General features: G+C 55.3%; 19 protein-coding genes. 15 read left to right on the plus strand and 4 right to left on the minus strand.

The features are described 5' to 3' along the window. Positions 1-11: 11 nt before the first annotated feature. Together fbpC and OMR58_RS04965 are read left to right on the plus strand one after the other, a co-directional pair. Entirely contained in the window at positions 12-1,082 is a 1,071-nt protein-coding gene (fbpC, locus tag OMR58_RS04960; protein WP_200548074.1) for a ferric ABC transporter ATP-binding protein, read from the plus strand. Positions 1,083-1,101: 19 nt separating this feature from the next. Further along, positions 1,102-1,794, plus strand: a complete 693-nt coding sequence (locus OMR58_RS04965; RefSeq protein ID WP_264545379.1) for an amino acid racemase — start codon at positions 1,102-1,104, stop codon at positions 1,792-1,794. Between the two features lie 16 nt (positions 1,795-1,810). Here OMR58_RS04965 and OMR58_RS04970 read toward each other — a convergent pair whose 3' ends face one another. Then, a complete protein-coding gene (locus OMR58_RS04970; protein ID WP_200548072.1) occupies positions 1,811-2,437 on the minus strand; it encodes a serine protease in 627 nt (208 codons plus the stop codon). 464 nt (positions 2,438-2,901) lie between these two features. On the opposite strand from OMR58_RS04970, the gene OMR58_RS04975 reads away from it, so the two are divergent. Then, on the plus strand, positions 2,902-4,065 hold the full coding sequence (locus OMR58_RS04975) for an MFS transporter (protein WP_200560085.1): 1,164 nt from the start codon (positions 2,902-2,904) through the stop codon (positions 4,063-4,065). On the opposite strand, the gene OMR58_RS04980 is transcribed toward OMR58_RS04975, so the two are convergent. After that, a complete protein-coding gene (locus OMR58_RS04980; RefSeq protein WP_264545380.1) occupies positions 4,062-4,982 on the minus strand; it encodes a LysR family transcriptional regulator in 921 nt (306 codons plus the stop codon). The genes OMR58_RS04975 and OMR58_RS04980 overlap by 4 nt on opposite strands. A 126-nt stretch (positions 4,983-5,108) precedes the next feature. Between OMR58_RS04980 and lysA the strand changes: the two genes are divergently transcribed. Next, complete coding sequence (gene lysA / locus OMR58_RS04985) at positions 5,109-6,362, plus strand: diaminopimelate decarboxylase (RefSeq protein WP_264545381.1); 1,254 nt, start codon at positions 5,109-5,111, stop codon at positions 6,360-6,362. Between the two features lie 94 nt (positions 6,363-6,456). On the opposite strand, the gene OMR58_RS04990 is transcribed toward lysA, so the two are convergent. Further along, a complete protein-coding gene (locus tag OMR58_RS04990) occupies positions 6,457-6,768 on the minus strand; it encodes a PTS lactose/cellobiose transporter subunit IIA (RefSeq protein WP_205066034.1) in 312 nt (103 codons plus the stop codon). A gap of 181 nt (positions 6,769-6,949) precedes the next feature. Between OMR58_RS04990 and OMR58_RS04995 the strand changes: the two genes are divergently transcribed. From OMR58_RS04995 to OMR58_RS05015, 5 genes are read left to right on the plus strand one after another with little or no spacing between them, the layout of a single operon-like run. Then, positions 6,950-8,284 carry a PTS sugar transporter subunit IIC gene (locus OMR58_RS04995; RefSeq protein ID WP_264545382.1) on the plus strand — a complete coding sequence of 445 codons (1,335 nt, stop codon included), beginning with the start codon at positions 6,950-6,952 and terminating at the stop codon, positions 8,282-8,284. A 9-nt stretch (positions 8,285-8,293) separates the two neighbouring features. Continuing rightward, positions 8,294-9,721, plus strand: coding sequence for a glycoside hydrolase family 1 protein (locus OMR58_RS05000; RefSeq protein ID WP_264545383.1), 1,428 nt, complete (start codon positions 8,294-8,296; stop codon positions 9,719-9,721). Positions 9,722-9,731: 10 nt separating this feature from the next. Continuing rightward, positions 9,732-10,049: a PTS sugar transporter subunit IIB gene (locus tag OMR58_RS05005; RefSeq protein ID WP_205066037.1), complete on the plus strand. Its 318-nt coding sequence runs from the start codon at positions 9,732-9,734 to the stop codon at positions 10,047-10,049. Positions 10,050-10,087: 38 nt separating this feature from the next. Next, complete coding sequence (locus OMR58_RS05010) at positions 10,088-10,861, plus strand: FCD domain-containing protein (RefSeq protein ID WP_133622843.1); 774 nt, start codon at positions 10,088-10,090, stop codon at positions 10,859-10,861. Between the two features lie 2 nt (positions 10,862-10,863). Continuing rightward, the gene (locus OMR58_RS05015) at positions 10,864-11,340 is read left to right on the plus strand and encodes a GNAT family N-acetyltransferase (protein ID WP_264545429.1); all 477 of its coding nucleotides are present in this window, start codon (positions 10,864-10,866) and stop codon (positions 11,338-11,340) included. 34 nt (positions 11,341-11,374) lie between these two features. Here OMR58_RS05015 and galR read toward each other — a convergent pair whose 3' ends face one another. Then, positions 11,375-12,376 (minus strand): HTH-type transcriptional regulator GalR, encoded by a 1,002-nt coding sequence (galR, locus tag OMR58_RS05020; RefSeq protein WP_264545384.1) that lies wholly within the window; start codon positions 12,374-12,376, stop codon positions 11,375-11,377. Positions 12,377-12,605: 229 nt separating this feature from the next. On the opposite strand from galR, the gene OMR58_RS05025 reads away from it, so the two are divergent. The 6 genes from OMR58_RS05025 (at position 12,606) to OMR58_RS05050 (ending at position 23,486) form a co-directional block, all read left to right on the plus strand. Further along, positions 12,606-14,879, plus strand: coding sequence for a molybdopterin guanine dinucleotide-containing S/N-oxide reductase (locus OMR58_RS05025; protein ID WP_264545385.1), 2,274 nt, complete (start codon positions 12,606-12,608; stop codon positions 14,877-14,879). A 398-nt stretch (positions 14,880-15,277) separates the two neighbouring features. Next, positions 15,278-16,993 carry a penicillin-binding transpeptidase domain-containing protein gene (locus OMR58_RS05030; protein WP_200547076.1) on the plus strand — a complete coding sequence of 572 codons (1,716 nt, stop codon included), beginning with the start codon at positions 15,278-15,280 and terminating at the stop codon, positions 16,991-16,993. Between the two features lie 439 nt (positions 16,994-17,432). Beyond that, entirely contained in the window at positions 17,433-17,621 is a 189-nt protein-coding gene (locus OMR58_RS26040) for a toxin-antitoxin system HicB family antitoxin (protein WP_234471798.1), read from the plus strand. Between the two features lie 212 nt (positions 17,622-17,833). Beyond that, on the plus strand, positions 17,834-18,958 hold the full coding sequence (locus OMR58_RS05040) for an efflux RND transporter periplasmic adaptor subunit (protein ID WP_200560080.1): 1,125 nt from the start codon (positions 17,834-17,836) through the stop codon (positions 18,956-18,958). 9 nt (positions 18,959-18,967) lie between these two features. After that, a complete protein-coding gene (locus OMR58_RS05045) occupies positions 18,968-22,093 on the plus strand; it encodes an efflux RND transporter permease subunit (RefSeq protein WP_200560079.1) in 3,126 nt (1,041 codons plus the stop codon). Next, positions 22,083-23,486: an efflux transporter outer membrane subunit gene (locus OMR58_RS05050; RefSeq protein WP_200560078.1), complete on the plus strand. Its 1,404-nt coding sequence runs from the start codon at positions 22,083-22,085 to the stop codon at positions 23,484-23,486. Before OMR58_RS05045 ends, OMR58_RS05050 begins: the two co-directional genes overlap by 11 nt. Positions 23,487-23,933: the final 447 nt, after the last annotated feature.

Below are 23,933 nucleotides of genomic sequence, written 5' to 3' on the forward strand. Positions count from 1 at the left end.
TTAAGGTGCATATGAATACTAACTTCGCGCAAACCCAGGAAAAGAAAAGCTTCGTTGAACTGCGCAACGTGGCAAAACGCTTTGGCAGCAACTCGGTGATTGAAAACCTCAGCCTCGCCATCCCGAAAGGGGAGATGGTGACGCTGCTGGGGCCGTCGGGCTGCGGCAAAACCACCGTGCTGAGAATGGTCGCCGGGCTGGAAAAACCCAGCGACGGGCAGATTTTTATCGACGGGGAGGACGTGACCCATCGTTCGATCCAGCACCGCGACATCTGCATGGTGTTCCAGTCCTACGCCCTGTTCCCGCATATGTCGCTAGGGGAGAATATCGGCTACGGCCTGAAGATGCTGGGCAAACCGAAAGGCGAGATCCGCGACCGCGTGGAAGAGGCGCTGGAGCTGGTGGATCTGGCCGGTTTCGCCGATCGCTACGTCGATCAGATCTCCGGCGGGCAGCAGCAGCGCGTGGCGCTGGCCCGTGCGCTGATCCTCAAGCCGAAGGTGCTGCTGTTCGACGAACCGCTGAGTAACCTGGATGCCAACCTGCGCCGCAGCATGCGTGAGAAGATCCGCGAATTGCAGCAGCAGTTCAATATCACCTCGCTGTACGTCACCCACGACCAGAGCGAAGCCTTTGCGGTTTCCGATACCGTGCTGGTGATGAACAAGGGGCAGATTATGCAGATCGGCGAACCGCAGCGGCTTTATCGCTTCCCGGCTTCGCGCTTTATGGCCAGCTTTATGGGCGATGCCAATATCTTTGAGGCGCAAATCAGCGGCAATCGCGTGGAGATCCTCGGCTACGCCATCCCGCGCCCGGAAGGGTTTGCGCCGGGCCTGCAACACTGTACTGTCGGCGTGCGCCCGGAAGCCATCACCCTCGGATTACAGGGTGATGCCAGCCAGCGCTGCACGATTAAAAAAGTCGCCTATATGGGGCCGCAGTACGAGGTGCTGGTGGAGTGGCAGGGGCAGCAGCTGCTGTTGCAGGTCAACGCCACCGAACTCCAGCCTTCGCCGGGCGATGAGTTCTATCTCCAGATCCATCCGTTTGGTATGTTTGTGTTACAGGATCAATAACACGGACTGAGGAACAGGAATGAAAACACTGGGACTGATCGGCGGCATGAGTTGGGAATCGACGCTGCCGTACTATCGGGCGATCAACGAAGGGATCAAGCAGCGCCTGGGCGGGCTGCATTCGGCGAAGCTGGTGCTGTGGAGCGTGGACTTCTATGAGATAGAAGCCTGCCAGGCCAGCGGCGACTGGAATAAAGCCGGGCAGATGCTGGCGGATGCTGCGGTGGCGCTGAAGCGGGCAGGGGCCGAAGGGATCGTGCTCTGTACCAATACCATGCATAAAGTGGCGCAGCCGATTATTGACCAGAGCGGCCTGCCGTTCCTGCATATCGCCGATGGTACTGCGGAGGCGATTAAGCGGGCGGGCATGTCGCAGGTTGCGCTGCTGGGGACGCGCTACACCATGGAACAGGATTTTTATCGCGGACCGATGCTGGCGCAGCACGGCATTACCACGCTGATACCCGATGAAGCCGATCGTCAGCAGATTAACCGCATCATCTTCGATGAACTTTGCCAGGGGCAGTTTACCGCCGAGTCTAAATCGCGCTATCTGGCGATTATCGACGGCCTGGTGGCGCGAGGCGCAGAGGGCGTGATTTTCGGCTGTACGGAAATCGGGCTGTTGCTGAAAGCCTGCGACTGCCCGGTCCCGGTGTTTGACACCACCGCCATCCATGCACAGGCGGCGGTGGAGTTTATGCTGCGGTGAGCTCCTGACTGACGGATCAGGACTTCACTGCATCATTCAGCCAGTCTTTAAAGCGTGAGTAGGGAACATACAGCGAGACATCGCGATAGCGCGGCTTGCCGGTTTTCAGATCGTTAACGGTGTCCGTGTAGCCAACAATCACCCCACCAATCGAATCGTCGGAGGCGTTATACACCGCGCCGCCCGACATTCCCTGCACCACCCCGGCGTTGGTGGCGACCACCACGCAGGGTTTTTTATTCCATTCGTTGACCAGCCCGGTATTAATCAGATTGACCCCGCTGGAGGCCATCGGCAGCGCGGAGATAAAGCTGTAGCCGTACATATTCACTTTGTCGCCAATCTTGCCGTTGCGGAAACGCGGTTCCTGTTTCAGCCCCTCATTCTTGTGGTAAATCACCGCCAGATCGCACTCCGGGTGGTAAGACTTCACCTCGTACATCGACAGCTTCGCCACGTGAGCCGCGGTCAGGCTGTAGTTCGCCGTCAGCGGAATGGTGGTTCCCAATGCCCCGGCACCCAGGATGGTGGGGATGCCGGTTACCGTCATATCGACCCGTTTTTCAGCTTCACTGCTGTACTGATACTTCCCTACTGAACACCCGCCCAGACAGGCGGCTAGCAGGCAAATAACCACTCTCATCGATAATCCCCAATGATTAGTTGAAAAGATAGCCGGTGAAGTAAGCGTTTCTGCATAACGCCTTTGGCTATCCACAGCAGTAATTTCATATTGTTAACGATCTCAATAAGCCTAACGGCAACGGGGGAGATCGCAATGAAATGGTATGGAATTTCCAAAAACCAGGAGTTTTCCGCAGGAAAAAACATTAGCTGGTGTTATGTGTTTGTTCACGCCAGGTGAATATTTCGCCATGTCATTAATATCCGGTGTTTTTTTCGCTTACGTTTGGCGCGGATGTTGGGGGATTAATTATTGCTAATTTGGCAACACACCCTTGCCTGCGCCGTGCTGTAAGCGATTCCTCGCCTGTGTTTTAATGTAGTTCTGTGACCTTCGTCGCGTATCGCGTAAAAAATATTCACCTGACGATAATGGCCCTCCACGTAGGGGGCTGAATTCTGACAATCCTGGGAGTGTGTGAAATGCCTGTTTCATTACTGGCACTGGCGCTGAGCGCCTTTGCTATCGGCACCACCGAGTTCGTGATTATGGGGCTGTTGCCGGAGGTCGCGAGCGATCTGCAGGTATCGATCCCGTCTGCGGGCTGGCTGATCAGCGGCTATGCGCTGGGCGTGGCGATTGGCGCGCCGATTATGGCGCTGCTGACGGCGAAACTGCCGCGTAAACGTACGCTGATCCTGCTGATGGTGATTTTTATCATCGGCAATATTCTCTGCGCGCTGGCCTACAGCTACAACCTGCTGATGCTGGCCCGCGTGGTTACCGCGTTATGCCACGGTGCCTTCTTCGGTATCGGTGCCGTCGTGGCGGCAAGCCTGGTGCCGCCGGGCAAGCAGGCGTCCGCCGTGGCGCTGATGTTTACCGGCCTGACCCTGGCCAACGTGCTGGGCGTGCCGCTGGGCACCTGGTTTGGTCAGCTGTTCGGCTGGCGTGCCACCTTCTGGGGCGTATCGGTGATTGGCGTACTGGCGTTTATCGGCCTGATTGTCAGCCTGCCGACTAATCGCAATGAAAAGCCGGTGGATCTGGCCAGCGAATTCAGCGCGCTGAGCAGCGGCAAGCTGTGGTTGTCGCTGCTGATGACGGTGTTTTTCGCCGCCGCGATGTTTGCACTGTTCAGCTATATCGCCCCGTTGCTGCTGGAAGTGACCGGAATTACCGATCGCGGCGTCAGCTGGACCCTGTTCCTGATCGGTGCCGGTCTGACCGTGGGTAATACCCTGGGCGGCAAGCTGGCGGACTGGCGCGTGTCGTTCAGCCTGATCCTCAGCTTCTCGCTGATTGCGGTGTTCTCGCTGCTGTTCAGCTGGACCTCTCACGCGCTGTGGCTGGCGGAAATCACCCTGTTCCTGTGGGCGATGGCCACCTTTGCCACCGTGCCTGCGCTGCAAATTAACGTGGTACGCCACGGTAAAGATGCGCCGAACCTGGTGTCCACGTTGAATATTTCCGCGTTTAACGTCGGCAATGCCCTCGGTGCCTGGGTTGGCGGTGCGGTGATCGGTGGCGGCTACGGCCTGACGGCGGTGCCGGTTTCTGCGGCGGTGCTGGCGGCAATCGGCCTGATTATCTGCCTGGTCACCTTCCGCGGTTCCCGCGCGCAGGGGCAGCCGGTTAGCGCTTAATTCAGCTGCTGCTCCAGGCGCTGGCTGAACAGGCCGATATGCTGCTGAAGATGTTCACTGAAGGCATCAACCAGCGCCGACGCGGGCCGGTGACGCGGCCTGATTAAACTGACGGTGAACGGCACTTCCACGCTGAAGCGCCGCATCACCACTCCGCTGTCGGCGTAATCCAGCGCCGTCAGCGGATTCACAATCGACACGCCCACTCCCGCTCTGACCATCGCGCACACCGACGCCGCGCTGTGCGTTTCCATTACCATCCTTCGCTGCACGCCCTGTTCGTTAAACAGATTATCCAGCAGCTGGCGATAGCTGTCGGTGCGCGACAGGCTGATATAATTTTCGCCGGCAAAATCCTGCGGCGTCAGGCAGTCGCGACGCGCCAGCGGGTGGTCCTTCGGTAGTACACAGACTTCATTTTGCGTGAACAGCGCTTGGCGCTCGGTCCCGGCGGGCGTGTGGCTGGTTTCAGTCAGCCCTAAATCGTAACGCTGTGCCGACAGCCACTCTTCCAGCAGCGGCGACTCCTGCGGGATGATATTCAGGCTGACTTCCGGGTACTGCTGCATAAACGGCTGGCACAGCAGCGGCAACAGCGACTGGGAGAAAACCGGCAGGCAGGCGATGGAAAGCTCGCCCTGACGAAACTGCCGCAGGCCCTCGGCGGCGCTGATAATTCTGTCCAGCCCGTACCAGGAACGCTGCACCTCTTCGAACAGCCGCAGGCCCTGTACGGTGGGCTGCAGGCGTCCGCGTACCCGTTCAAACAGCTGTAATCCAATCAGTTTTTCAAAGCGCGCCAGCTCGCGGCTGACGGTCGGCTGCGAGGTGTGCAGCAGTGCGGCCGCCTCGGTGAGATTGCCGGTGGTGATCACGGCATGAAAAATCTCAATGTGGCGCAGGGAGACTCCGGCCATCGCTTTCTCCACGGGAAGACAATTCAGTTAAGCCATATCATGGATGAATAGACTGCGATAAAACAGATATTTTTATGCCGTCAGGAGATGTGGCGTAATAGCGTTATTCACTTATGGAGAACCCTTATGCCACGCCTGCTGACCGACACCACTACCGCTCTGAATCAGGACAATCTTTTAGCCCTTGCCCGCCAGACGGGCGGCCCGGTCTGGGCTTACGACGCCAGTATCATTGAGCAGCGCATTGCTCAGCTGCAGCAGTTTGACGTGGTGCGCTTCGCCCAGAAGGCCTGTTCGAATATTCATATTCTGCGCCTGATGCGTGCCGCGGGCGTGAAGGTCGATTCCGTGTCGCTGGGTGAGATTGAGCGCGCCCTGGCGGCGGGCTATCAGGCGGGCGGCGACGAGATCGTCTTTACGGCCGACCTGCTGGATGCGCCAACTCTGGCCCGCGTGGCGGAGCTGAAGGTGCCGGTCAATGCCGGTTCTGTCGACATGCTGCACCAGCTGGGTGCCGTATCTGCCGGGCATCCGGTCTGGCTGCGCGTTAACCCGGGCTTCGGCCACGGCCACAGCCAGAAAACCAACACCGGCGGCGAGAACAGCAAGCACGGTATCTGGTTCGGCGATATGGCACTGGCGCTGGAAGCGGTTCAGCGCTATCAGCTGAAGCTGGTCGGGATTCATATGCATATCGGCTCCGGCGTGGACTACAGCCATCTGGAGCAGGTCTGCGATGCGATGGTGGATCAGGTGGTCAGCTTCGGTCAGGATCTGGAAGCGATTTCTGCCGGTGGCGGTCTGTCGATTCCGTATCGTTTTGGTGAAGAAGCGATCGATACCGATCACTATTTCGGTCTGTGGGATGCCGCCCGCCAGCGCGTGGCAAAACATCTGGGTCACCCGGTAAAACTTGAGATCGAGCCGGGTCGTTTCCTGGTGGCCGAGTCGGGCGTGCTGGTCAGCCAGGTGCGCGTGGTGAAAGAGATGGGTAGCCGTCACTTCGTGCTGGTGGACGCGGGCTTTAACGATCTGATGCGTCCGTCCATGTACGGCAGTTATCACCACATTTCCGCGATTGCAGGCGATGGCCGTCAGCTGGACGAGCAGAATACCGTCGAGACGGTAGTGGCGGGTCCGCTGTGCGAGTCGGGCGATGTGTTCACCCAGCAGGAAGGCGGCAAGGTGGAAACCCGCGCGCTGCCGGCGGTGAAGGTGGGGGATTATCTGGTGTTCCATGATACCGGTGCCTACGGTGCGTCGATGTCGTCAAACTACAACAGCCGTCCGCTGCTGCCGGAGGTGCTGTTCGAGAACGGTCAGCCACGGCAGATCCGTCGTGCGCAGACCGTGGCGGAGCTGCTGGCGCTGGAGCTGTAACCCGGCCTGCGGGCTGACCGGAAAGCCGGTCAGCCCCTGCGCCAGAGTGGTTCTACAGGGGGCGATCGTTTTTACTTTCGCCCCACGTCAGTTTTCATCCTGCAAACATCTCTTTCCTCAGCAGCACAATCTCTTCGGCCAGATCGCGGCACAGCATGGCATTCATCAGATGATCCTGCGCGTGCACGAGGATCAGCGTCACCGGCACTTTGCCGCAGCCCTCATCCGCTCCAATTAACTGCGTCTGGATTTTATGCGCACCGCGTGAAGCCTCAGTGGAGGCCGCCAGTGCTTCATCTGCTCCCTGCCAGTCGCGCTTGCGTGCAAGCTGAATAGCACTCATGGCGTGGGATCGCGCTTCACCTGCATTGATCAGCAGCTCCATCATCGTCTGTTCAAAATCCATCACAACCTCTATTGGTATGCCAAAATTGGTTTATACATCCTATTGGAATACCAGTGATTGCTTCTGAGAGTTTTATCACAGTAAATAATCACCGATTGTTTATTTTTGGTATGCCACTACAGCGGAAGTTGCACAAACATCAATGCCGGGATGCCTGACCCCTTACCTTGAGGATTCACCCATGTCTCTACAGGATCGGCTAATCGACTCTCTGGGGAGTTTTGCCACCAAGTTCAACAGCTATCGCTATATCATGGCGATCAAGGCATCGTTTATTACTCTGATGCCGGTGATTATCGTCGGTGCCTTCTCGGTGCTGATATCCAATATGGTGCTCGACGGTAAGAATGGACTCGCCAGTTTTCAGGCACTGTCGTTCCTGGCCGAACTGAAGCCGATTACCTCCAGCATCAACTACGCCACGCTGAGTTTCCTCAATATTGGCGCAGTCTTCCTGATTGGCATTGAGCTGGGGAAAATCAACGGCATTAAAACCCTGTTCCCCGGCCTGCTGGCGATCATCTGCTTTATTGCCGTCACTCCCACCACGCTAAACATGATGGTCAACGGCCAGATGCAGCTGGTGACCGATGTGCTGGCAAAGCAGTTCTCCGATACCAAAAGCCTGTTCCTGGGCATGTTTATCGCCATTCTGTCGGTGGAGATCTACTGCCGCCTTGAGCATGTTGACCGCCTGAAAATTAAAATGCCGGATACCGTGCCGCCCAATGTTGCCGCTTCTTTCTCGGCGCTGATCCCGGCGATTATCACCGTTTCCGCTATCGCCACCCTGGGTTTTATCTTCCACCGCTTTACCGGCATGTATCTGTATGACGCGGTGTACAAAATAGTGCAGGAGCCGCTGGAGTCGGTGGTGCAGAGCCTGTGGGGCATCCTGCTGCTGATGTTTGTTGCCCAACTGTTCTGGGTGATTGGCATTCACGGCAACCAGATGGTGAAACCTATCCGCGAACCGCTGCTGCTGGGAGCGATTCTGGTGAATATGAACGCCTTCGAACAGGGAATAGAGGCGCCGAACATCATCACCATGCCGTTCTGGGATGTGTATATGAGCATCGGCGGGTCCGGGCTGACCATCGGCCTGCTGAGTGCGGTGATGCTGGTAACCAAACGCAAAGAGATGCGCGAAATAGCTAAGCTCTCATTCGGCCCCGGCCTGTTTAACATTAACGAACCGGTGATTTTTGGTATGCCGATCATGCTCAATCCGATCCTCGCGATACCGTTCATCATTACTCCACTGATCACGGGGTCTATCGGCTACTTTGCCACGGTCACCGGTTTCGCTGGCAAAGCGGTGGTGATGGTGCCGTGGACCACGCCGCCAATCATCAACGCCTGGCTTTCCACCGCCGGGTCGATGGGGGCGGTCGTCACGCAGATCGTTTGTATCCTGGTGTCGATCCTCATCTATATCCCGTTTGTCAAAATTGCTGCTCGCCGCGCAGAAGCCGCTGAAGCGCAGACGCTACAGCCTGAGCTGGCGAAAAATTAAGGAGTGAAAATGAGTAAGGTTAATATCCCCATCCCGGCTGATTTTATTCTCGGCGCTGCGGCCTCAGCCTGGCAGACCGAAGGGTGGAGCGGCAAGAAAGCGGGGCAGGATTCCTATCTTGATGCCTGGTATCAGCAGGACCGCCACGTCTGGCATGACGGCTACGGCCCGGCGGTCGCGACCGATTTTATCAACCGCTATAAAGAAGACGTGGCATTGATGAAAGCGGCGGGGTTGAGCCATTACCGCACCTCAATCAACTGGTCACGCTTTCTCACCGACTATGAAAACGCCGTGGTGGATGAAGAGTACGCGGCGTACTACGACAGCCTGATTGACGAGCTGCTGGCCAACGGCATCCAGCCGATGCTGTGCCTGGAACATTACGAACTGCCCGCCACGCTGCTGGAGCAGTACGGCGGCTGGGCGTCGAAACATGTGGTCGAGCTGTTCGTGCGTTATGCAGAACAGGTATTTGCGCGCTATGCGCACAAGGTCACGCGCTGGTTCGCGTTTAACGAGCCGGTGGTGGTGCAGACGCGGGTCTATCTCGATGCGCTGCGCTGGCCGTACCAGCAAAGCACCGACACCTGGATGCAGTGGAATCACCATAAAAATCTCGCCACGGCGAAAGTGGTGCAGCTGTTCCGTGCGAACGGTTATCAGGGCAGCGTCGGCACAATCCTCAACCCGGAAGTGACTTATCCCCGCTCCGGCGCTGCGCATGATGTACAGGCGGCGGAGATTTACGATCTGTTTTATAACCGCGTATTTCTCGATCCGGCGATTAAAGGCGAGTATCCGCAAGCACTGCTGGCGCTGCTGGAAAAACATGGTGTGAACTGGCAGGTCGATGAGCAGGAACTGGCTATTATTCGCGCCAACCGCGTCGATGAAGTCGGTATCAACCTCTACTATCCGCATCGCGTGAAAGCGCCCTCACGAGCCTGGCATCCGGAAACCCCGTTCCATCCGGCTTATTACTTCGAGCATTTTGAACTGCCGGGACGGCGGATGAATAAATCACGGGGATGGGAGATCCAGCCGCGTATCATCTGGGATATGGCGCAGCGTATGAAGAATGAGTACGACAATTTCCCGTGGTTTATTGCCGAAAATGGCATGGGGATCGAGAACGAAGCGCAGTTCAAAAATACCGGCGGCGAGATCCAGGATAATTATCGCATCGAATTTATTGGCGAGCATTTGTATCAGGCACTGCTGGCCCGTGAAGCGGGCATCAACTGCCAGGGCTATATGCTGTGGGCCTTTACTGACAATGTGTCGCCGATGAATGCGTTTAAAAACCGCTACGGACTGATCGAGATCGACCTGGAAAACCAGCGCCAGCGGCGAATGAAGAAATCTGCCCACTGGTATCGCCAGCTCAGTGACAGCCGCCAGCTCAGCATTGAGCTGGATGATGAAGCCAAATAAGGAGTTAATTATGCAAAGAATCGTCCTTGCCTGTGCAGCAGGCATGTCTACCTCCATGGTGGTGACGCGGATGGAAAAAGAAGCAGCAGCACGCGGACTGGAGTATCAGATCTACGCTATTCCCGAACAGAACCTGCGTGACGAGTTGGAAAACAACGTGGGTGAAGTGGCGGTGGTGCTGCTCGGGCCACAGGTGCGATTTAAGCTGGAAGAGAACCGCAAACTGACCGACAGCTACCAGATCCCCATCGCGGTCATTGATTCGGTGGCTTATGGCACCCTTAACGGCGTAAAAGTACTCGATCAGGCGCTGGCTTTGGTAAACTAGCGCCAATCAATACGGATAATGGCTCAAAAGGTGGTTTTGTGGACAAAGGTGCGCCTGCGCAGGAAAAAAAGCAGTATCAGGAAATCGGACACGATCTGCGCCAGCAAATCATCGATGGTCACTATCCGGTTGGCTCGCGTTTGCCGCCGGAGCGTAACATCGCCGAAACCTGGGGCGTTAGTCGTACCATTGTGCGTGAAGCGCTGCTGATGCTGGAGCTGGAGGGCACGGTGGACATTCGCCAAAGCTCCGGCGTCTATGTGATGCGCATCCCATCGGAGAGCAGCGACGAAGAAGAGGCCTTCTTCCGCAGCGACGTCGGGCCGTTCGAGATGCTGCAGGCCCGCCAGCTGCTGGAGAGCAATATCGCCGCTTTTGCCGCGAAGATGGCGACGAAGGCGGATATTGAAAACCTCAAGCGCACGCTGGAGCAGGAGCAGCGCGCTATTGCCCTGGATGACAAAAGCCAGGACAACGACAAGATGTTCCACCTGCTGCTGGCCGGGGCCACGCAGAATCAGATGCTGTTGGATACCGTCAACAGCATCTGGCGTCATCATGAAAGCAGCCCGCTGTGGCAGCAGCTGCGCGGCCATATTGAAACCCGCAGCTACCGGCTAAAGTGGCTTGGTGACCATCAGACCATTCTCGCCGCGCTGCGCCGTCGTGATGTGATGGGGTCATGGCAGGCGATGTGGCAGCATCTGGAAAATGTCAAACACAGCCTGCTGGAACTGTCCGATGCCGATGCGCCCGATTTTGACGGCTATCTGTTTGAGTCGGTGCCGATTTTTCAGGGCAAGCTGGTATGACGCTGCGCATCGTGCCGCTGAGTGCCGTGCCGGAAACGCGCGAAGTGATTACCGACTGGCTTTGGCAGGCGTTTGGCACCGATAACAGCCGCGACTTTTTTGCCAGCGTCATCGACAGCAGCCTTGCGGGTAGCGACCTGCCAATCACCTTTGTGGCTCTCGACGGTGAGCGTCCGGTGGGAACGGCGGGGCTGTGGCGCTGCGATCTGGTCAGCCGCCAGGATCTGTTTCCCTGGCTGGCAGCGCTGTATATTGATGAAAGCTGGCGCGGGCGGGGGCTAAGCGAGAAGCTGCAGCAAACCATTATCGATTGCTGCAGACAGCGCGGGGATACAAATCTCTATCTCTACTCTGCCTGCATGGGTTACTACGAAAAGTTCGGCTGGCGCTATATCGGTGATGCGCTGGACTATCCCGCGACCACCGTGCACCTTTACCATAAATCGTTGCAATCAGACCCTGAACCGCTGAACCGCTGAACCGCTGAACCGCTGAACCGCTGTCGCTTTCGGTTCAGGCTGGCGTTCCCACTGAATGACGGCGCACCAGCGTCGGGCTGAACAGATGGGTCACTTCCGGCAACGGCTGACCGTGGGCCAGCGCCAGCGCCAGCATGGCAGCCTGCTGCGCCATGGTGATAATCGGATAGCGAACGGTCGTCAGGCGTGGGCGAACGTAGCGTGATACCAGCACGTCGTCGAAGCCGATCAGCGAAATCTCTTCCGGCACCCGCACGCCGTTATCGCTCAGCACCGCCAGCGCACCTGCCGCCATCGAATCGTTATAGCAGGCCACCGCACTGAAGGTTTTTCCCTGGCCCAGCAGCTCGGTCATCGCCGTTTCACCGCCCACTTCATCCGGCTCACCGAAAGCGACCAGCCGGTCGTTGCAGGGCAGGCCATGCTCTTTCAGCGCATCGTAGTAGCCCTGCAGGCGGTCGCTGGAGTCGGAAATAGAATGATTAGAGCAGATAAAGGCAATATTTTTATGCCCTTGCTGGATCAGATGGCGGGTGGCCAGCCAGGAACCGTAACGGTCATCCAGCGCAATGCAGCGCTGTTCATAGCCCGGCAGCACGCGGTTCAGCAGCACCATCCCGGGAATTTGCTTCATCAGGCCGATCAGCTCGCTGTCCGGGACTTTTTTTGCATGCACCACCAGCGCCGCACAGCGGTGGCGAATCAACTGTTCAATGGCCTGACGCTCTTTTTGCTCATTATGGTAGCCGTTGCCGATCAGCAGAAAATTACCGGTATTCCATGCCACTTCATCGACAGATTTTACCATTGCGCCAAAGAAGGGATCGGAAACGTCCCCGACCACTAACCCAATGGTTTCCGTGGACTGCTGCGCCAGCGCGCGGGCGTTGGCATTCGGATGATATTTCAGCGACTCCATCGCCTGCGTCACCGCCTGGCGCGAATTTTCACTGGCCTTAGGGGAGTTATTGATGACGCGAGAAACGGTTGCTACCGACACCCCCGCGAGTCTGGCGACATCCTTTATGGTAGCCATAGGGTCCAACCTTTCTGGGTAAGCGTTTACATTGCAGTAGTGTTGCGGAAAGCCGCAGTGACTGCAAGCCTGGAGAATGCGCCGGGCGTCGCAAAGCTGAGGATTTTCCTCTTTGGGTTCACCTGATTGCAGGCCGTTCGTTCTGATAAAGTGAACACGGTTTCACTCCGTTACTGAGCGATGCTATTCTGAGTTTCCAGAAAAACTGACACCATGACCGGGTCCTCGCATGACGTTAAAAAAACTCCCTCACCTTGCCCACTGGGGTGCCTTCAGTGCCGTTGTTGAAAATGGCAAACTGCTGCGCTGTGCCCCCTTTTTCGCTGACCAGGACCCGTCACCGATGCTGAATACCATTCCGGAACTGGTCTATTCGGATAAGCGTATCCGCCAGCCGATGGTGCGCCGTTCGTGGCTGAAGTCGCGGGAGAAGAGCGATCGTACTCTGCGCGGGCGCGAGGATTTTGTCGCAGTGGATTGGGAAACCGCGCTCGATCTGGTTGCCGAGGAAAACCGCCGGGTGCGCGACCGCTACGGTGCCAGTGGGATCTTCGACGGTTCCTACGGCTGGTCATCGGCGGGCCGCGTAAACCATGCCCGCACGCTGGTGCGCCGTTTTTACAACCTTGGCGGCGGCGGCATTGATCAGCAGGGCAACTATAGCTGGGGTGCCGCGCAGTTCTTTTTACCTTATGTGATTGGCACCTATATGCCGCTGACCGGTCGCGTTACCGACTGGCCGGATGTGGTCAAACACTGTGAAGTTTTTATCGCTTTTGGCGGGCTGGCGCTGAAAAACGCACAGGTTGCCTCCGGCGGAGCGGGCGAGCACAGCCTGAAGCCCGCGCTAGAGCAGCTGGCGGCAAAGGGCACACCGGTCATCAACATCAGCCCGATGCGTGACGACTGCCCGGAGTTCGTCAATGCTGAATGGATTCCGATCCGCCCGAACACCGACGTGGCGCTGATGCTGGCGTTAGGATTTGAAATCGAGCGCCTGGGTGCGGTGGATAATGCCTTCCTGCAGTCGCACTGCGTGGGTTATCCGCAGCTCAAAAGTTATCTGCTGGGGCAAAGCGACGGCCAGCCGAAAACGCCGCAGTGGGCCAGCGAGATTACCGGTATCCCGGCCGCGCGCATCGCGCTGCTGGCAAAGCAGCTAAGCGGCAAGCGCAGCTTTATTACCTGCTCCTACTCGGTTCAGCGCGCCCATCGCGGCGAACAGCCGTACTGGATGATGATTGCCCTGTCGTCAATGCTGGGTCAACCGGGCCTGCCGGGGGCCGGTTTCTCGTTTGGTCACGGCTCCATGAACAGCGTCGGCAATCCGCGTATTGAAGGCCCGTCTCCCCTGATGTCTACCGGGGTTAACCCGATTGCGCACCGGGCGATACCGGTTGCCCGTATCAGCGATATGCTGCTTCAACCCGGCGAGGAATATACCTTCCAGGGCGAAACGCACACCTACCCGGATATTCATCTGATCCACTGGGCGGGCGGCAATCCGTTCCACCATCATCAGCAGCTGAACCGCCTGGTCGAGGGCTGGCAGCGCCCGGATACGGTTATCGTGCAGGATATCGTCTGGACTCCCGCAGCGCAGATGGCGGATATCGTTTTGCCTGTGACCACCACCCTTGAGCGCAATGATATCGGCGGATCGTCCAAAGATCGCTTCGTGCTGGCGATGCATCAGGCGATTGCACCACAGCATCAGGCGCGCAACGACTTTGATATCTTTGCCGATCTGGCCGAGCGGCTGGGGTATCGCGACACCTTTACCGAAAACCGCAATGAAATGGAGTGGATCAAACATCTCTACCAGCGCTGCGCGGTGGCCCACAATCACAAGGGGGTCGACTTCCCGGAGTTCGAAACATTCTGGGAGGAAGGGCACGTGGAGATCCCGCTGCCGAAGGAAGACTGGGTATTTATGGCTGATTTTCGCGCTAATCCGGTGGCCAATCCGATTAAAACCGCCAGTGGTAAAATCGAACTCTTTTCGGAAACGATTGAGGGCTATCAGCTTGCTGACTTTGGCCCGCATCCCGAATGGCGCGAGCCTGCCGAGTGGCTGGGATCGGAAGTTAAACAACGCTTCCCACTGCATATGATTTCTATTCAACCCGGCGACCGTCTACACAGTCAGCTGGATGCGACGCCAACGGTGCAGGCCAACAAAACGGCCGGGCGCGAAACGCTGTGGATGCATCCGCTGGATGCGGCGGAACGCGGTATCAGCGACGGTAACGTGATTGAAGTCAGTAACGATCGCGGCCGCATTCAGGCCGGTGTGCGCCTGACGGAAGGCGTCAGTCAGAATGTGGTGCTGATTTCCACTGGTGCCTGGTTCGATCCCGGGTTTGGCAAAGCCTGGCGGGACTACGATCGTGCCGGAAACCCTAACGTACTGACGCTGGATATTGGTACTTCGTCTTTAACCCAGGGGCCGAACGCCATGAGTTGCCTGGTGGAGATTCGCAAACTGCCTGAGGTGGCCTGACGGGATGAAGGGGGGTTAGCCTGAATGTTGGCGATTCATTGCTAAAACCCCTACAAATCACATAGCTGGTTACATTTTGCGGGTAACTGTTGCGATTCCTGAGTAGCGAGCCGATGCGGCGGATTGATACAGTTCAGATCCCAGAGGTATTGATGGGTGAACATCAAAAAGTATTTATCGCTTTGTTTCACCGACCTGCGCAGATGCGCAGTTTTTTTTTGCCTGTAATCTAAGGGTTTTCTTACAGATTACTGATTTTATTCATCTTTTTTTCTGAACTTTCTGCATGACTTCTCCTCTCGCTTAATCACGATCTGAAACACTGTTTGCCTGTTAACTCCGAATCATTTTTTGTATAAACGCCAGAGAGTTATCACGCACCCTGTTCTGGAAAAAACATGCCTCCCTTGAAAAGATCGCTGACCAAATCTCAGCCAGCCCCGACGTTAAATCCCGTTCGATTCCGCCTTGTCTGTGTGGGCGTGCTGGCATGCCTGGGTGTTTTGCTCGCGCGGGTGGCCGATTTACAGTTGATTAACCATCCGATGCTGGAAAAAGAGGCGGATGAACGCTCGCTGAGAACCGTTACCTTACCGACCAACCGTGGCACCCTGCTCGACAGGAACGGCGAAGCGCTGGCGCTCAGCGTTCCCTCGCGCGATGTGATTGCCGATCCGCAACGAGTTTTAGAAGCGCATCCGGACTTTACCAGCGCCAAGTGGGCCTATCTGGCTAATGCGCTGGAGCTCAGGCCGGAGGAGATCGCGGCACAAATTAATGCTAATCCCAATCGTCGCTTCCTTTATCTGGGCAGAAAAATCGAGCTGGGTATCGCGAAAGATATCTCCAAACTTCATCTTACCGGTATTACCACGGTTTATGACGACAGCCGTTTTTATCCTATGAGTGAGGCCACCGCGCCGCTTATTGGTATCGTTGGTGCAGACAGCAACGGGCTGACCGGGCTGGAGAAAGGCTTCGATAAAGTCCTGCAGGGAACGCCCGGCGTGGAGAAATATCGCCAGGACGCCAACGGCAATATTGTGGCAATGATTAACTACGAGCCGCCTCAGCAGCCGCCGACGGTGCAGCTGAGTATTGATAAGTTCGACCAGTACACTCTGTACAGCAAGCTGCGCGATGGCGTACTGCTGAATAAGGCGGACTCCGGTGCGGCGGTGTTGATCAAAATCGATACCGGCGAGATCCTTGGTATGGCCTCTTATCCCTCATTTAACCCGAACAATTTTGCCAAAGTATCGCCCGCGCAGATGCGTAACACGGCGATTAATGACAGCTACGAACCGGGCTCAACGGTTAAACCGCTGGTGGTGATGGAAGGGCTGATCCGTAAACTGGTTCGCCCAGACTCAGTGCTGGATACCACCCCTTACCGGGTTAACGGCCATCTGATCCGCGATGTTGGCCACTGGTCACGGCTAACGATGACCGGTATCCTGCAGAAATCGAGTGATATCGGCGTGTCGCATATCGCACTGGCGATGCCTGCAGAGGTGCTGGTGAATACCTATCAGTCGTTTGGCCTGGGTAAACCAACCGGCCTTGGGCTGACCGGCGAAAGCGTCGGCTACTTCCCCTTGCACCGTCAGCGCTGGGCGGACATTGAACGTGCAACGTTCTCATTCGGCTATGGTTTACGCGTTACGCCGCTGCAAATTGCGCGTGAGTACGCCACGCTGGGTTCATTCGGCGTTTATCGCCCGCTGTCGATCACCAAGGTGACACCGCCGGTGTTAGGTACGCGGGTTGCCGATCAGGATACGGTCAAAACCGTGGTGCATATGATGGAGAGTGATGCGCTCCCTGGCGGCAGTGGGGTGCGTGCGGCGGTGCCGGGTTATCGGCTGGCAATTAAAACCGGTACGGCGGAAAAAATGGGTGACAGCGGCAAATATGACGGCGGCTATATCAACTATACCGCCGGCGTGGCCCCTGCCAGCAATCCTCAGGTGGCACTGGTGATTATGATTAACCACCCGACCGCCGGAGATCACTTTGGTGGCTCGGTAGCGGCACCGGTATTTGGCAATATTATTGGTCCGGTGCTGAAGCATATGAATATCGCGCCGGATGCACTTTATAACCCGGGTTAGGAAAAACCTCAGGATGTTCAATATGTAAAGAAATGAGCGGCCGGTCATCACTGGTTGCATTTAGCGCCATTCATTTGCTTTTGTTTGCTGGTTTCAGGATCGGCTTCTGGTGACAATAGCAGTCCCAGAGGTATTGATTGGTGTGAATACAGTCTGCTCCCGGCGGACTGCACCCTGTTCAGTTGCACCAACCCACGCGGATGCGTGGGTTTTTTTTTGTCTGTATCTTCAGAATCTTACTCTTTGTTTCAATCCAGAAGAACGCTCACAACTTTCAATATTCTGTTTACATCTTTCACCTGAATCCACCAAAGAAATAATTGCATTGAGGCTAAGCTGCCCCCAGCACCGTCAGCATCGCATTCTGTTAACGGTGTCAGCCCCTTGATGGTGTTGGTAGCGCGACAAGGGGCGTTCTTATTCCCAGGAGCTGATTACTATGCCGAAACTTAAAGACAGGACGCCTAAAGTCGGTGGACGTTCAGCAGCCTTTCAGCTGCGAATACATCCTGAGCTTCATGCTCAGATTAAGTCGTTGACGGATGATGACAACATTACCCTTGCATATTGGCTCAAGGAACTGGCCCGGCGAGAGCTGCGTCGCCGGGGAATTGAGCCCAGAGGCTGATCAGATACAGCCTGCTAATTGTCAGCCAGCAGGCTGTAACCAACGTACTGGTGACCCAGCGTTATAGGGGCCATTCAACGCTTTAAGCAAACATATTTGACGTAAGCCCAGCCGTGTTAAGGCCTGGCTCAGCTCCCCGGTATGTTATTAACTCATCTTGAGAATAGTCACTCTCGTTATTAAATTTAAAGGTTATGGTAAGAGATTAAATTATGAGATCAACGATCCTTCCCCTATGTCTGGTTTTTATGCTTGCAGGCTGCGATCAGGGAACCAAAGACACCACGGTAAAACCGATCAGTGTTGGTGTGACAACACTCAAAAGTCAGCCGGTAACGCTATTTACACAACTTCCTGGCAGGACGACAGCGGTCAGGACGGCCGAAGTGCGGCCGCAGGTTAGCGGTATTATTCTCAAACGTCTGTTTGTTGAGGGAAGTGACGTTAAGGCCGGGCAGCCCTTATATCTGATCGATCCCGCCAGTTACCAGGCGACCTACGACAAGGCGCTGGCAACACTGGAAAATGCCCGCCAGCTGGCGACACGCTACAAACCGCTGATGGAAGCCAGAGCCGTCAGCAAACAAAGCTACGACGATGCCGTTGCCGCGGAAAAACAGGCGAAGGCAGAATTAGAAATTGCTCAGGTTAATCTCAACTATACCAACGTTCGATCGCCGATCACCGGCAGAATCGGGCGCTCTCTTTATACCGAGGGTGCGTTGGTGACCAATGGTCAAAGCAATTACCTCACGACAATCCAGCAGCTAGACCCGATCTACGTAGACGTTAGTGAATCGTCGTTGCAGCTACTGCGTCAGCGGCGCGCGCTGGCTGAAGGCAAGTTACAGGCCGTAGGGGACAACGCCGCTGCCGTTAAGCTAACGCTGGAAGATGGTTCGGACTACGTCCATATGGGCAAGCTGGAGTTCTCGGAAGTAACTGTCGATGAAACCACCGGCAGCATTACGATGCGTGCATTTTTCCCGAATCCCAACCGTGATCTGCTGCCGGGTATGTTTGTACACGCGGTTCTGCCTCAGGGTGTTGCTCATCAGGGAATACTGGCACCGCAGCCGGCCATTATGCACGACCCTAAAGGCCGTCCTTATGTCTACAAAATTGGGGCAGATAATAAAGTGGTTGAGCAGGCTATTAAAACCGGCGAGATGATTAACGGCCAGTGGTTGGTCACTGAAGGACTTAAGTCGGGCGACCGGGTTGTTGTTGATGGATTACAGCTGGTCCGTAATGGCAGCCTGGTTTCGCCCAGTGAGCATCAGCCTAAAGTCTTTAAGCGGGCTAACTTAACCACTGCCGATCCCTCAGCGCAGTAAGGAAAACGGATGTCTAAATTCTTTATTGAGCGCCCTGTCTTTGCCTGGGTTGTGGCGATTCTGGTGATGCTGATTGGGGGATTGTCGATTTTTACCCTGCCGATTAACCAGTATCCGAATATTTCTCCGCCTGCTATCTCTGTACAGGTGACCTACCCTGGCGCCAGCGCCGAGACGGTTCAGAATACCTCTGTGCAGGTTATCGAGCAGCAGTTGAACGGCATAGATAACCTGCGCTATATCGAATCGCAAAGTAACAGCGACGGCAGCGCGACAATTATTGTGACCTTCAATCAGGGTACCAATCCCGATATTGCTCAGGTTCAGGTGCAAAACAAAGTGTCACTCGCCGAGTCACAGCTACCCGATGAGGTCGTTAAGCAGGGGATCAACGTCCGTAAATATCAGGCCAACTTTATGCTGGTGGTCAGCCTGATTGCGGACAGCGGTCAAATGAGTAACGGTGACCTCGCCGATTTGCTGGTATCAAAACTCCAGGACTCGATTGCGCGTTCGAATGGCGTGGGTGACTTTATCGTCATGGGGTCAGAATACGGCATGCGTATCTGGCTGGACCCGGCCAAGCTGTACCAGTTTCAGCTGGTTCCAAGCGATGTGACTAACGCTATCAACAAACAGAACGTCCAGGTATCAAGCGGTAAGCTGGCGGGGCTGCCTTCGGTAGAGGGGGCAAAATTCAGCGCCACTATCGTGGGTAAAACACGTTTCCAAAAGGTCGCACAGTTTGAAAATATCCTGCTGAAAGTGAATCCCGATGGTTCACAGGTGCGCATACGTGATGTGGGCGGTGTGGATTTAGGGCCGCAGGATTACAGCATTTCAGCAACGTATAACGGTAAACCCTCCGCCGGTATTGCTTTACGTCTGGCCAGCGGAGCTAACGTGTTAGATGCCATCGATGGTGTGCGTCAAACCGTCGAAAATGCAATGCCGTCGCTGCCGCCTGGTGTGATCGTTAAGTATCCTTATGACACCTCGCCGGTGGTAAGTGCATCGATTGAAGAGGTGGTAAAAACGCTGTTCGAAGCTATCGTGCTGGTGTTTTTCGTTATGCTGATTTTCCTGCAAAACCTCCGCGCTACGCTGATTACCACTATGGTGGTGCCCGTGGTACTGCTGGGGACTTTCGGCGTGCTGGCGGCCTGTGGTTATACGATAAATACACTGACGATGTTCGGGATGGTACTGGCCATAGGGCTGCTGGTGGATGATGCGATCGTGGTCGTGGAAAACGTTGAGCGTGTGATGCATGAGGAGGGGCTCGATCCCAAGGCTGCGACAATCAAATCTATGGAGCAGATTCAGGGCGCTCTGTTCGGTATTGCCATGGTGCTTTCGGCGGTGTTGCTGCCGATGGCTTTCTTTGCCGGCTCTACCGGGGTTATCTATCGCCAGTTTTCAATCACCATTGTCTCCGCCATGGCACTTTCGGTGCTGATGGCGATGATTTTCACTCCGGCACTGTGTGCAACCATCTTAAAACCCGCTTCTGAAGATCATAAAGATAAAGGTATTGCCGGCTGGTTTAACCGTAAATTTGATGCCGGTACGCTGAAGTATACGAGGAGTGTCGGAACGGTAATTTCCCGGCGCAGCCTGTTCCTGGTTATCTATCTGGCGATGGTTGTTGCAACCGGCGTACTGTTTATGCGGGTGCCAACCTCATTCCTGCCGGATGAAGATCAGGGCGTTTTAATGATGCAGGTGACACTGCCGGCTAACGCCGCCTCAGAACGTACTCAGGAAGTGATTAATGATATGGAAGAGTGGTTGCTGAAAAACCCCGAAGTCATGTCCGTATTCTCCCCTAACGGCTTTAGTTTCTCGGGGCGAGGTGAGAACACCGCGATGTCATTTGTCCTGTTGAAACCCTGGAGTGAGCGTAACAGCGAACAGTCGGTCCAGAAGCTGGCAGCGCGTGCGATGGCGCATTTTTCTAAGTCAAAAGACGCCAGGATTTATGCGCTTGTGCCGCCAGCGGTAATGGAGTTGGGGAACGCGACCGGTTTTGACTTCTTCCTGCAGGATACTCAAAACAAAGGCCACGCCGCATTGATGGCCGCCCGAAATCAGTTTCTGGCCATGGCGGCGAAAGATAAGCGCCTGTTTGCCACCCGTCCTAACGGCATGGAAGATGAACCGCAGTATCACTTGATTATTGATGATGAGCGCGCAAGAGCGCTGGGCCTGAATCTTGGCGATATCAACGACACACTCTCCATTGCCTGGGGGTCGAGTTACGTGAATCAGTTCACCTATGGCGGCCGCGTTAAAAAAGTTTACGTGCAGGGAAATGCCGGTTCCCGTGTAACGCCGGAGGACCTGAAAAAATGGTACTTCCGCAATAGCAGCGGAACGATGGTGCCTTATACGGCTTTCGGTAAAGGAGAGTGGCAGTATGGTTCTCCACGCTATGAGCGCTTTAACGGTATTTCCGCAGTAGAAATAATGGGATCGCCGGCCCCGGGATACAGTTCTGGGGAAGCAGTAAAAGCGGTCAAAGAGATTGCTGCCAAACTGCCCCCGGGATTTAAAGTGGAGTGGCACGGGTTGTCATATGAAGAACAGATGTCGGGTTCACAAACCCCTGCGTTGTATACGATTTCTCTGATCGTTGTGTTTCTTTGCCTTGCCGCTCTGTATGAAAGTTGGTCAATACCGTTTTCCGTTATCCTTGTCGTCCCGCTGGGGGTACTGGGTACCGTGCTGGCCGTGACGATGCGGGGACTAGAAAACGATGTGTTCTTCCAGGTTGGTCTGTTGACGACGGTCGGGCTGGCGGCGAAAAACGCTATTTTGATCGTCGAATTTGCCAAAGACCTTCATGAGAAAGAGGGAATGGGGTTAGTGGAAGCGGCAATTGAGGCGGCAAAACTTCGTATCAGGCCAATTATTATGACCTCGATGGCGTTTATCCTTGGTGTGATGCCACTAATGATTTCACACGGTGCAGGTGCAGGGAGCCAGCACTCGATTGGTACAGCCGTTGTGGGTGGCATGTTTACGGCGACTTTCCTGGCGATTTATTTTGTGCCGATGTTTTACGTTGTCGTTTCGCAGCTATTTGCCGGCAGGAATAAAAAAGAACAAGAGGTGCAGAACCATGATGCATAAGACTTTATCAATGGGGCTGTTGCCGATACTGATGCTGGTTGGTTGTACGATGGAACCGGACTATCAACGACCGTCGTTGCCTGTTGCCGGTCATTATGCAGGGCAGGGACAGCATCTGAACGGCAACGGGGCAGATATCCGGTGGCAAAACTTTTTCACCGATCCGATGATGCACAAGCTGATCGTCCAGGCGCTGGAAAACAACCGCGATTTGCGGGTTGCGGCGCTGAATGTTGAAGTTGCGCGATCGCAGGTAACGGTTGCTCGTTCTGCGCTGATGCCTTCTGTCGATCTTAATGCCGGTGAAACGGCCGCTCATCTGCCGGGTAATCTGTATAACACCGGGCCGGGTGGGGGGGTAACCTACCATCAGTTTGATGCTAACTTCGGTGTAACCGCATGGGAACTGGACTTCTTTGGTCGCCTGCGTAGTCTCAGCCACAGTGCACTGGAACGTTACCTGGCAACGGACGCCACTCAGCGTGCAACACGGATCAGTTTGATTTCGCAGGTGGCGGCAAGTTATCTGTCGCTCTGTTCGGATAATGAACTGCTCAAGCTGGCGCAGAGCACGGCACAAAGCCAGCAGGACTCCTACGATCTGATCAAACGCAGCTATGAAGGGGGCGTCAGCACCGAGCAGGATCTGGTCCAGGCCGAAACCCTCGTGCGTATTGCCCAGGCGGATGTGGCGACCTACAGTCGACAGGTGCGACAGGATGTGAATGCGTTGACCTTGCTGGTCGGCACCGATTTGCCTGCGGATATACTGGCCGGCGCCAGCCTGAAAAAAGAGTGGAATTTCCCGGCAACGCCGGCCGGGCTGCCCTCAGACTTGCTGACCAACCGCCCTGATATTATTGCTGCGGAGCACACGCTGTTATCCGCGAACGCGAATATTGGCGCAGCGCGAGCGGCATTTTTCCCCAGTATCAGCCTGACGGCAATGGGAGGATCGACATCCGGCAGGCTGAGCGATTTGCTTAGCGGTGGTACTGCGGCATGGGCCGTTAGTCCAGCTATCGATCTGCCTATTTTCCGGGGTGGAAAAAACGTCGCGAATCTGAATATTGCCAAACTGCAAAAACGTATTGAAATTGCGGATTATGAAAAAACGATTCAGACAGCATTCAAAGAGGTTGGAGATGCGCTTGCTGGGCAGGAAACTTATAAAGATGAGCTGTACGCACGTCAGTTGGATGAACAAGCCAGTCAGAGAAACTACGATCTGGCTACCGTTCGCTATCGTGAAGGGGTGGACAATTATCTGAATGTATTGGTAGCACAGCGATCGTTATACAGTTCGCAGCAGCTATTAATTACCACCCGGCTGGGGCAGCTGACTCAGCAGATAATGCTTTATAAAGCGCTGGGTGGAGGATGGAAATCATAGCGTTAAGCCTGTTTTAAACTTCCGCAATATTGATCGATTTTTCGATCAATATTGCGTTTAGGATCAAGCCCGGATTATCCGGGCTTTTTTAATTGTTATCAGCAACCACGGTAGGACCAACTATTGAGAATGGCTGAGCGAAGTGGGCTGACTTTCATTTCTTTATACCAGCTTTTGTAAGCTGCCTGCAGACCTGAGACATGAGGTGTCAGTGGGTCAAAACCGCTTGATAGCATGAAACTCATGTATGTTGTGAAGTTGTCATAGTTTTTGTAATTGAATTCAGGTTCTTTTGCGCAAAGCCTGCTCCAGAGACGTTGTTCATTTATTCCTGGTTTAATGTTTTCATTTTGATATGTCCTTATTTTATGAAAATCAGGCGACTGTGCCAGGGAGGGGATTATACATATGTGCTACTGGTGAGTAATACATGGTTTTGTGGGTTTT

Origin of the sequence: Erwinia sp. INIA01, from assembly GCF_025947915.1 — a bacterium.
Lineage (GTDB): Bacteria > Pseudomonadota > Gammaproteobacteria > Enterobacterales > Enterobacteriaceae > Erwinia > Erwinia coffeiphila.

What these genes read in the sequence shown, in the direction of transcription:
- OMR58_RS04970 (WP_200548072.1), bottom strand. Translation starts at nt 2,437, where the DNA reads ATGAGAGTGGTTATTTGCCTGCTAGCCGCCTGTCTGGGCGGGTGTTCA.
- OMR58_RS05030 (WP_200547076.1), top strand. Translation starts at nt 15,278, where the DNA reads ATGCCTCCCTTGAAAAGATCGCTGACCAAATCTCAGCCAGCCCCGACG.
- OMR58_RS04995 (WP_264545382.1), top strand. Translation starts at nt 6,950, where the DNA reads ATGTCTCTACAGGATCGGCTAATCGACTCTCTGGGGAGTTTTGCCACC.
- OMR58_RS04980 (WP_264545380.1), bottom strand. Translation starts at nt 4,982, where the DNA reads ATGGCCGGAGTCTCCCTGCGCCACATTGAGATTTTTCATGCCGTGATC.
- OMR58_RS26040 (WP_234471798.1), top strand. Translation starts at nt 17,433, where the DNA reads ATGCCGAAACTTAAAGACAGGACGCCTAAAGTCGGTGGACGTTCAGCA.
- fbpC (WP_200548074.1), top strand. Translation starts at nt 12, where the DNA reads ATGAATACTAACTTCGCGCAAACCCAGGAAAAGAAAAGCTTCGTTGAA.
- lysA (WP_264545381.1), top strand. Translation starts at nt 5,109, where the DNA reads ATGCCACGCCTGCTGACCGACACCACTACCGCTCTGAATCAGGACAAT.
- OMR58_RS05025 (WP_264545385.1), top strand. Translation starts at nt 12,606, where the DNA reads ATGACGTTAAAAAAACTCCCTCACCTTGCCCACTGGGGTGCCTTCAGT.
- OMR58_RS05000 (WP_264545383.1), top strand. Translation starts at nt 8,294, where the DNA reads ATGAGTAAGGTTAATATCCCCATCCCGGCTGATTTTATTCTCGGCGCT.
- OMR58_RS05045 (WP_200560079.1), top strand. Translation starts at nt 18,968, where the DNA reads ATGTCTAAATTCTTTATTGAGCGCCCTGTCTTTGCCTGGGTTGTGGCG.
- galR (WP_264545384.1), bottom strand. Translation starts at nt 12,376, where the DNA reads ATGGCTACCATAAAGGATGTCGCCAGACTCGCGGGGGTGTCGGTAGCA.
- OMR58_RS05050 (WP_200560078.1), top strand. Translation starts at nt 22,083, where the DNA reads ATGATGCATAAGACTTTATCAATGGGGCTGTTGCCGATACTGATGCTG.
- OMR58_RS04965 (WP_264545379.1), top strand. Translation starts at nt 1,102, where the DNA reads ATGAAAACACTGGGACTGATCGGCGGCATGAGTTGGGAATCGACGCTG.
- OMR58_RS05005 (WP_205066037.1), top strand. Translation starts at nt 9,732, where the DNA reads ATGCAAAGAATCGTCCTTGCCTGTGCAGCAGGCATGTCTACCTCCATG.
- OMR58_RS04990 (WP_205066034.1), bottom strand. Translation starts at nt 6,768, where the DNA reads ATGGATTTTGAACAGACGATGATGGAGCTGCTGATCAATGCAGGTGAA.
- OMR58_RS05040 (WP_200560080.1), top strand. Translation starts at nt 17,834, where the DNA reads ATGAGATCAACGATCCTTCCCCTATGTCTGGTTTTTATGCTTGCAGGC.
- OMR58_RS04975 (WP_200560085.1), top strand. Translation starts at nt 2,902, where the DNA reads ATGCCTGTTTCATTACTGGCACTGGCGCTGAGCGCCTTTGCTATCGGC.